The sequence below is a fragment of the Herbiconiux daphne genome (assembly GCF_024979295.1).
Taxonomy (GTDB): domain Bacteria; phylum Actinomycetota; class Actinomycetes; order Actinomycetales; family Microbacteriaceae; genus Herbiconiux; species Herbiconiux daphnes.
In genome coordinates, this window is the sequence record NZ_JANLCJ010000148.1 from 1 (window position 1) to 1,062 (window position 1,062).

Here is a 1,062-nt window from a genome sequence, read left to right on the forward strand (position 1 = left end):
TTCTTCTGTCATTAAGAAGGAACGTTCCTCAGCGAGGAAACGAATCTTGCTATGATGGTAGTCAAGCTCTTGCTCGATTTCATCCAGACGATTTAATCTATCTGTCTCATTCAGCATCAGTGGTATCCTCATCCATAGCACGTTCATACACTTCATCGTGAACTACGGTTTCGATAGGAGTAGACCACTTACCATATTCTGGATTCTCTACAGCCATACGTGCTTTACGTGCGTAGGTGTAGTTAGCCATTTGGGAGATGTGGATGTAGATAGATTCATCGTTACGAGAATCGATAGTCTTGATAATCTCAGGGAGTTTACTACCATTGGAAGGGACTCTTAACTGTTCTACAGTATCGCTGACTAAATCAACGGAGAGCTTAGCAGCAGCTGACATCTCAGACACTGTGAAACCCATAGAGCCTGATTGCTTTGCTAACTCGATAATGGAAGAGGTCATCTTATTTCCTTATGTGGGTATGGATACATCCTAGTATCCGATATGAGAAGACACGTTTATCTCTTTACACTGTTCAGCGTAGTAGCTATGGCGTTCTGCTTAAGGGACGTCACCACCAATAAGCAATGGAACATAACACTGTAAGAGAAAGGAGTGTTAGTCCTTTAAAGGTTAGAAGTTTTTTAATGTAGGTTCACTTCTAAACTACATACTCGAATACCCAATGCAATGAGGAGAGGGCAGGTTACATCAGATATCCAAAGAACTTGGAAGATTCACAATAAGGTCGAGAGTATGGAATCTGTCTAAGTATGGAAGGAGGATAGAAAGTAGATGTTAGATACATACATAGATAGTAGATATTTGTGTATGTTTTACCTAGATGTATTTATTTATCTATCTAGTGGCACCTCAGCTTTTGGTCTTTCCGTAGGGACGGGGCTGACCCCGGCGTCATTAATCAGTGCTACGCGGAGGGGATCGATTCCAGCGCACCCGTAGGCGCGATACGTAGGTGAGGTGCCTGTAATGATGTGGGTGATATCTACATTCTATGAGGTTTGGGATTTGATTTGGATTGGACAAGCCGAGGAGGGAAGGGA

General features: G+C 42.7%; 1 protein-coding gene. It reads right to left on the reverse strand.

The window, feature by feature from the left end; genetic code table 11:
• Positions 1-106: 106 nt before the first annotated feature.
• Positions 107-460, reverse strand: a complete 354-nt coding sequence (locus N1032_RS23695) for a hypothetical protein (RefSeq protein WP_259542830.1) — start codon at positions 458-460, stop codon at positions 107-109.
• Positions 461-1,062 lie beyond the last annotated feature (602 nt).